The sequence below is a fragment of the Pseudomonas sp. genome, from assembly GCF_050739995.1.
Lineage (GTDB): Bacteria > Pseudomonadota > Gammaproteobacteria > Pseudomonadales > Pseudomonadaceae > Aquipseudomonas.
In genome coordinates this window covers 1-7,174 of record NZ_JBOICG010000609.1, presented here as the reverse complement: position 1 = coordinate 7,174, position 7,174 = coordinate 1, and the positions used below count along the sequence as shown (strand labels likewise).

The 7,174-nt window shown below is 59.2% G+C and carries 6 protein-coding genes and 1 pseudogene; 2 read left to right on the top strand and 5 right to left on the bottom strand.

Features of this window, described 5'->3' with window-relative positions:
* Positions 1–732: pseudogene (locus tag ACRESD_RS20495) on the top strand (OsmC domain/YcaO domain-containing protein); the annotation flags it as partial.
* A gap of 134 nt (positions 733–866) precedes the next feature.
* On the opposite strand, the gene ACRESD_RS20490 reads toward ACRESD_RS20495, so the two are convergent.
* From ACRESD_RS20490 to ACRESD_RS20470, 5 genes are all read right to left on the bottom strand, one after another.
* Positions 867–2,033: a cystathionine gamma-synthase gene (locus ACRESD_RS20490; RefSeq protein WP_431752569.1), complete on the bottom strand. Its 1,167-nt coding sequence runs from the start codon at positions 2,031–2,033 to the stop codon at positions 867–869.
* Positions 2,030–3,406, bottom strand: a complete 1,377-nt coding sequence (locus ACRESD_RS20485; RefSeq protein ID WP_431752568.1) for a pyridoxal-phosphate dependent enzyme — start codon at positions 3,404–3,406, stop codon at positions 2,030–2,032. Before ACRESD_RS20485 ends, ACRESD_RS20490 begins: the two co-directional genes overlap by 4 nt.
* A 150-nt stretch (positions 3,407–3,556) precedes the next feature.
* The gene (gene dapA / locus ACRESD_RS20480) at positions 3,557–4,414 is read right to left on the bottom strand and encodes a 4-hydroxy-tetrahydrodipicolinate synthase (protein ID WP_431752567.1); all 858 of its coding nucleotides are present in this window, start codon (positions 4,412–4,414) and stop codon (positions 3,557–3,559) included.
* A gap of 312 nt (positions 4,415–4,726) precedes the next feature.
* Positions 4,727–5,209, bottom strand: a complete 483-nt coding sequence (locus ACRESD_RS20475) for a VOC family protein (protein ID WP_431752566.1) — start codon at positions 5,207–5,209, stop codon at positions 4,727–4,729.
* A 52-nt stretch (positions 5,210–5,261) separates the two neighbouring features.
* Positions 5,262–5,744: an N-acetyltransferase family protein gene (locus tag ACRESD_RS20470; RefSeq protein WP_431752565.1), complete on the bottom strand. Its 483-nt coding sequence runs from the start codon at positions 5,742–5,744 to the stop codon at positions 5,262–5,264.
* Positions 5,745–5,913: 169 nt separating this feature from the next.
* On the opposite strand from ACRESD_RS20470, the gene ACRESD_RS20465 reads away from it, so the two are divergent.
* Complete coding sequence (locus tag ACRESD_RS20465; protein ID WP_431752564.1) at positions 5,914–7,098, top strand: phospholipase D family protein; 1,185 nt, start codon at positions 5,914–5,916, stop codon at positions 7,096–7,098.
* Positions 7,099–7,174: the final 76 nt, after the last annotated feature.

The window sequence follows — 7,174 nt, the reverse complement described above, 5'->3', positions numbered from 1 at the left end:
GAGTGGGACTTCTCGGGCCAGGGCGAAGACTCCAACGCCCAGGAAGCCGCGACCTTGTTCGGCATTCTCGACGGCATGGGCAAAGAGTCCTATATGGCGGTGTACGAACACCTCGGCGCCACCGCGTGCCGCATCCTGGTGCCGGACTACTCCGAAATCTACCCGGTGGACGACCTGATCTGGGACAACACCAACAAAGCCCTGTTCTTCCGCGCCGACATCCTCAACCTGCACCGCCTCAGCGATGACGAACTGAAGGCCCTGACCGAGCGTCTGGTGGAAAGCGAGCTGGACGACTACACCGACATCACCACCTTGATCGGCATCGAGTTCGACGACAACACGGCGTGGGGCCAACTGACGATCCTGGAACTGAAACTGCTGATCTATCTCGCCTTGCAGCAGTATGAAGAGGCGAAAGAGTGCGTAGAGATGTTCTTGCAGTACAACGACAACACTGTCGACCGCGGCCTGTTTTATCAGGCGGTCAATGCGGTGCTGGAGATGCATCTGGATGAGGACCTGGAGTTGGCAGACTACGAAGCCAACTTCCGCCGGATGTTCGGCAACGAGCGCATGGATGCGGTGATCGGTTCGGTCAACGGCACGGTGCGTTTCCACGGCTTGACGCCGACCAGCATGAAGCTGGAAGGCCTGGACCGGCACCTGCGCTTGATCGACAGCTACAAGAAGCTGCATGCCGCGCGGGCCAACATCACGTCAGCAGGTTGATAGCTACCTGATGTATGAGGGGCAAATGTGGGAGGGGGCTTGCTCCCGATAGCAGTGTGTCAGTCGCTGGGTTAGTTGACTGAACCACCGCCATCGGGGGCAAGCCCCCTCCCACATTTGACCGAGTTCTATCGTTAGATTCGCACCAAAGCCTGGGCCAGATCCGCCCGCAGATCCTCCACGTCTTCAACCCCCACCGACAACCGGACCAACCCATCCCCAATCCCGAGTTGTGCGCGTGTCGCCGCCGGAATACTCGCATGGGTCATGATCGCCGGGTGTTCGATCAGGCTTTCCACACCTCCCAGGCTTTCGGCCAGGGCGAAGATCTTCACGTTTTCCAGGAAGCGTGTGGCACCGGCCAGGTCGCTGTTCAAGTCCACTGAAATCATCCCGCCGAACCCGCGCATCTGCCGACGGGCCAACTCGTGCTGTGGGTGAGATGCCAACCCGGGGTAATACACCCTGGACACTTGCGGCTGTTGCTCCAGCCAGGTGGCCAGCTCCAAGGCATTGCTGCAATGGCGTTCCATGCGCAGCGCCAGGGTTTTCACACCGCGCAGGGTGAGGAAGGCGTCGAAGGGACCGGCGATGGCGCCCACCGAGTTTTGCAGGAAGCCCAGGCGCTCTGCCAATTCGGGATTATCGCCGACCACGGCAATACCACCGATGACGTCGGAGTGGCCGTTGAGGTATTTGGTGGTGGAGTGCACCACGATGTCGAAACCCAGTTCCAGTGGGCGCTGGATCCAGGGGCTGGCGAAGGTGTTGTCGGCCACGCAGATAATCCCGCGATCACGGCAGATACGCGCGATGGCACTGAGGTCGGTGAGGCTCAGCAGCGGGTTGCTCGGCGTCTCGACCCAGACCATGCGCGTGTTGGCCTGCAACGCCGCTTCAAAGGCCTGCACATGACTCAAGTCGACGTAGCTGAATGTGTGCCCGGCGCTGCGCTGGCGCACTTTGTCGAACAGGCGGAAGGTGCCGCCGTACAAGTCGTTGCCGGAGACGATATGCGCGCCGGCATCCAACAGCTCCAATACCGTGGAAATTGCCGCCAGTCCCGAGGCAAAGGCAAACGCTTGGCTGCCGCCTTCGAGGTCAGCCACGCAACGCTCCAGGGCGAAACGCGTGGGGTTGTGGGAGCGTCCGTAATCAAAACCCTTGTGCACGCCGGGGCTGCTTTGCAGGTAAGTGGAGTTGGCGTAGATCGGCGGCATCAACGCACCCGTGGTCGGGTCGGGGGACTGCCCGGCATGGATCACACGGGTGGCGAAGGCGCTTTTATCGGACTGACTCATGCAAGGGATCTCCGTAGGTGATTGAGCAGGTCGACGCGGGTGATCAGGCCATGGAAACCTGAGGCGTCGGCGATGATGGCAACCAGACCGCGATCCAGCTCCGCCTGCAGTTCAGCCAGGCTGGCGCTGGGGGCGAGGGTGTGCACCGCGGTGGTCATGGCGTGGGTGACATTCAGGGCAAAATGCGTGGCGTCCTGATGCAGCCCCAGCAGGATGTCGGATTCATCGATCACGCCGACCAGTTGCTGGCCGTCCACGAGCACCGGCAGTTGCGACACATCGGCCAGACGCATGCGTTGGAAGGCGGTGAGCAGGGTGTCATCGGGGCTGACACTGATCACGCGGCCGTCTTCGAAACGGCGGGCGATCAGGTCGCGCAGGTCGCTGTAGTGCTTGTATTGCAACAGGCCCGCGTCTTTCATCCACTGGTCGTTGTAGACCTTCGACAGGTAGCGCGTGCCGGTGTCGCACACGAAGGTGACCACACGCTTGGGCTCAGTCTGTTCGCGGCAATAGCGCAGGGCGGCGGCGAGTAGGGTGCCCGTGGAGGACCCACCGAGAATGCCTTCGGCCTTGAGCAACTGGCGGGCATGGTCGAAGCTTTCTTCATCGCTGATGGAGTAGGCATGGCGCACGCTGGAAAGGTCGGCAATCGAGGGGATGAAGTCTTCGCCAATGCCTTCCACGGCCCAGGAACCGGGGGTTTCCATTTTGCCGCTGCGGCTGTACTCGGCCATCACCGAACCCACTGGGTCGGCCAGCACCATTTCCAGTTCAGGCTGTACGCGCTTGAAGAAGCGGGTCAGGCCGGTGAGCGTGCCGGCCGAACCGACGCCCACCACAATGGCGTCGAGATCATGCTGGGTTTGTGCCCAGATCTCCGGTGCGGTGCTGGTTTCGTGGGCCAGGGGGTTGGCTGGGTTGTTGAACTGGTCGGCGAAGAAGGAGTCGGGAATGTCCTTGGCCAGGCGCGCGGCCACGTCCTGGTAATACTCGGGGTGGCCCTTGCCCACATCGGAGCGGGTGATATGCACCTCGGCGCCCATGGCCTTGAGGTGCAGCACTTTTTCGGTGGACATCTTGTCGGGTACCACCAGCACCACCCGGTAACCCTTGGCCCGGCCCACCAGCGCCAGGCCCAGGCCGGTGTTGCCGGCGGTGGCTTCAACAATGGTACCGCCGGGGCGCAGCCGGCCATCGCGCTCGGCGGCGTCGATCATGGCCAGGCCTATGCGGTCCTTGATGGAACCGCCGGGGTTCTGGGATTCCAGCTTGAGAAACAGCGTGCACGGGCCGGTGTCGAAGCGGCTGACACGCACCAGCGGCGTGTTGCCGATCAGTTCGAGGACGGCGGGGCGGGGTTGTGTGGGCATGTGGTCACCTGGGTACTGAAGGAGCCTAGGAAAGAGCACAGCAAAATGCAGAGCATGGCATGGAACATAGGCCGGTATCGGGTGGGTCGCAACCGGGCGGTCGGATGCCTGTCTTTTTTTGGCGCATGGGCAACTACTCGACGTGTTCTATCAGCGTTGCAAGAGTGCCTGCCAGCGCGCCATCACGGCTTGACTGGCCGGCTGCATCGGTGCGCGCAACTCGGTGCTTATCAGGCCATCCAACGCCAGCGCCGCCTTCACTGGCGCCGGGTTGGGCTCCATGAACATCGTTTCTATCAACGGCAGCAAGCGGAAAAACGTTGCCCGTGCTTCGGCCAATTGGTTATCCCGTACCTGCTGGTACATCGTGACAAACTGTTCGGTCTGCACATGGGCCGACGCTGCAATCGCACCGCTGGCACCCAGGCACAGCGCGTTGAATACCTGGATGTCTTCGCCACACAACACGTCGACGTTGCCACTGGCCAGCAGCGCCAGGGTATTGCTCAGGTTGCCGCCGCAGTCTTTGACCGCGACGATGCGTTCATGGGCGACGATATTCAGCAGCGTGGCCTGCTCGAAGGTCGCTCCCGTGCGGTAAGGAATGTCGTAGAGAATGACCGGTACGCTGGACGCATCGGCCACCGTATGGAAAAAGCTTTCAAGGCCCGCCTGGGAGGGGCGGATGTAACTCGGTGCCGGCACCAGCAGGCCGGCCACCGGACGCTTCAGCACTTCGCTCTGGAACTGCAGCAGCTCGAGCTGGTTGTTACCCGCCAGGCCCATCACCACCCGGTGCGCGGGCACCAATTGCAACACGGCATCCAGCACCGCCAATTGTTCATGGCGCGATAGCGACGCTGCTTCGCCGGTGGTGGTGCACACCATGATCCCGGCTACGTGTTTTTCCAGCAGATGGCTGACCAGTCGACGCAGGCCGACAAAGTCGATGGCGCCGTCATGGAACGGCGTGACCACGGGAACCCAGATACCTTGAAACGCTGACATGCACTTTCTCCTGATGATTGACCGCTTGAGTCACCGTCAGAAGGGCATAGGGAATTGTGCAAAGGGGGAGGGAGTCCGCGCTCAATGTCCTGTCAGCTCATCTGACGGGACAGCGCGCCCCGGTCACATGAGCGACTGTTTCTTCGATTTGAGGGCGTGCGCTACGCAACCTTGCGCCTTGGCAATCAAGCCAATGGCGGTGAGGTTAACGAAAGACGTAGCAGACATGAGCGGGCACACCCTGAAGAAGACCACCATCTTCAGGGGATGTGACTGAATGTGTCAACCCCGGCCCATGGCTGCCACTCGTATTCAACGCCCGGCCACGGCGGCCTCGATGGCGGCTACGTCGATCTTGGTCATGGTCATCATGGCGTTGAAGGCGCGCTTGGCGATGGCGGGGTCGGGATGGCTGATCGCCGCGCTCAACACGCGCGGTGTGATCTGCCACGACAAGCCCCATTTGTCCTTGCACCAGCCGCAGGCGCTGGCCTGGCCGCCGTTATCGATGATGGCGTGCCAATAACGGTCGGTCTCGGCCTGGTCGTCCGTCGCCACCTGGAAGGAAAACGCCTCCGTGTGCGGGAACACCGGGCCGCCGTTCAGGCCCAGGCAGGGGATGCCCATGACCGTAAACTCGACAGTCAATACATCGCCTTGCTTGCCGGAAGGGTAGTCGCCCGGTGCGAGGTGCACGGCGTTGACGGCGCTGTCGGGAAAGGTGGCGGCGTAGAAGGTCGCGGCGTCCAGGGCTGTGCCGTTGTACCAGAGGCACAGGGTATTTTTATTGTTCATCTCAGGTCTCCACGGGGTTGATGGGTATGTGGAGTTTAGACGATGCATATTCTTAGAGCTGTAAGCCCATCTCGATTGCACGGGTCTCGAAACCCAACTCTGCATACAAGCGCTGGGCCGGTGTATTGAAGTCCCAAACCGTTAGCCTGAGATCCTTCGCGCCACACTCAACCGCCCACGCCTTTACCTGTTGCATAAGCCCACGGCCGATACCCTTGCCCCAAAACGATTCGGCGACGCACACCGATCCGATCCGTACAAAATCCAGCGGTTGCATCAAAGGCCCTGCCGCAGACGACAAACTCGCGGTGATAAAGCCTACCGCTTGCCCACGCACCTGCGCGAGAAACACCACCTGGCCCGGCCGCTCAAAAAAACCTAGCCAATGCGGGAGGTCACGGGAAAAGTCGAGCGTGGCGCTGGCATAGATATCAGGGCGTGCGGCGTGGTGGACTGCGTTAAGTAATTGGCCTAGCTCGCAGATGGTCAAGACGTCGTCTTCGGTGGCGGCGCGGTAGGTGATCGGTTTATCCATTGCGGGTAAGTCTCCCTGTCCTGACGATACGTATTGGATTTCTGCGCTTTCGACAGCACCGCTGCCGTCAGTCATCCCTTCGGATGATGGCTAAATACTATTAATGTTGGGTAAGCTCCCTTTACTGCATCGCAGATCATAGACGATGAAACCGCTCAGAAAGGACGCTATGAAACTCATTACTACCGCGAATTCACTGGCCTCAGAGACTCAACGACTCATCAAGCACTACCCGAATATTTCATTCGGAGTTGCTTGGGCTTCTGCGTCGCCTTCGTCTTATAAGCTTTTGCTCAAGCACCGAGAGAAAATACGTGTAGGTGTCATCGGTATACATTTCTACCAGACCGATGCTGATGTACTGGACGACTTCATCGACTCCCAACAAGTCAAGTTTGTTCTGCAAGCCAGCGGTGTGTTCCATCCGAAGGTGTATCTCTTCTGGAATGATGATTTCTGGGAGGCCATTATTGGTAGTGCTAACTTCACTGCCGGTGCTTTCAGCAAAAATACCGAGCTTTGTACGCTATTGACCAAGGACGACGGCCTCGACCTTGCGCAACTGCAGTCGTTGATTGACCAATACTCGGAAAATGCCAAAACCCTTTCTGCCGATGAAGCTAAGCGGTACCGGCATATCCGTGAGTCGAAATTACCGGAGCTTCACAAACTCAAGGATCAGTACGGTCAGATGCCTCCGAGCAAGCCTGCCATTGAGTCTGAAGTTATGGGCTTGGACTGGCAAAGCTATCTCGCGCTGATCAAGCAGGATGACCAGCATGGATTCGAAGAGCGGTTGCTCATGTTGGACTGGGTCCAACGGGCATTCGCCAGCGTTGCGCACTTCAAGGATCTGGATGCACAAACACGACGAGCGATTGCCGGGTTGCCAAATGAAGTGCTTGAAACAGCTGCCTGGTTTGGTTCCATGCAGGGCGCGGGCAGGTTCAAGAATAGAGTGATCGACCAGCCTCAACATCTTTCGGATGCCTTGGACCACATTCCACTTACGGGAACTGTGACCCGAGTGCAGTACAAAAGCTTCATCAAATCTTTCTGTAAGGCATTTCCTGATGGCGGCGGCGGCATAGGCACATCGACGCGCTTACTCAGTATGAAACGCCCTGACCAGTTCCTTTGCGTAGACAGCGCGAACCTCAGAAAACTGGCTGAAGATGTGGGTATCACACAGGTGACTACGCTCGATTACGACCGATATTGGGATGAGGTAGTAGAAAGAGTCATGGATGCGCCTTGGTGGAAGTCGAAACCACCCACTTCAGGCCCTGACTTGAAGGCTTGGAGGGCTCGGGCCGCTATGTTGGATGCACTATTTTACGAGCCGAAAAAATAGACTGCATCACATTCATAAACCCGATCACCTGAGTTTAGAACTACTGAGCGCGTTAGCGGCGTAGTTGATACAGTGC

Excerpts from the sequence above, each read along its gene's own strand:
- ACRESD_RS20490 (WP_431752569.1), bottom strand. The coding sequence starts at position 2,033 with ATGAGTCAGTCCGATAAAAGCGCCTTCGCCACCCGTGTGATCCATGCC.
- ACRESD_RS20470 (WP_431752565.1), bottom strand. The coding sequence starts at position 5,744 with ATGGATAAACCGATCACCTACCGCGCCGCCACCGAAGACGACGTCTTG.
- dapA (WP_431752567.1), bottom strand. The coding sequence starts at position 4,414 with ATGTCAGCGTTTCAAGGTATCTGGGTTCCCGTGGTCACGCCGTTCCAT.
- ACRESD_RS20475 (WP_431752566.1), bottom strand. The coding sequence starts at position 5,209 with ATGAACAATAAAAATACCCTGTGCCTCTGGTACAACGGCACAGCCCTG.
- ACRESD_RS20465 (WP_431752564.1), top strand. The coding sequence starts at position 5,914 with ATGAAACTCATTACTACCGCGAATTCACTGGCCTCAGAGACTCAACGA.
- ACRESD_RS20485 (WP_431752568.1), bottom strand. The coding sequence starts at position 3,406 with ATGCCCACACAACCCCGCCCCGCCGTCCTCGAACTGATCGGCAACACG.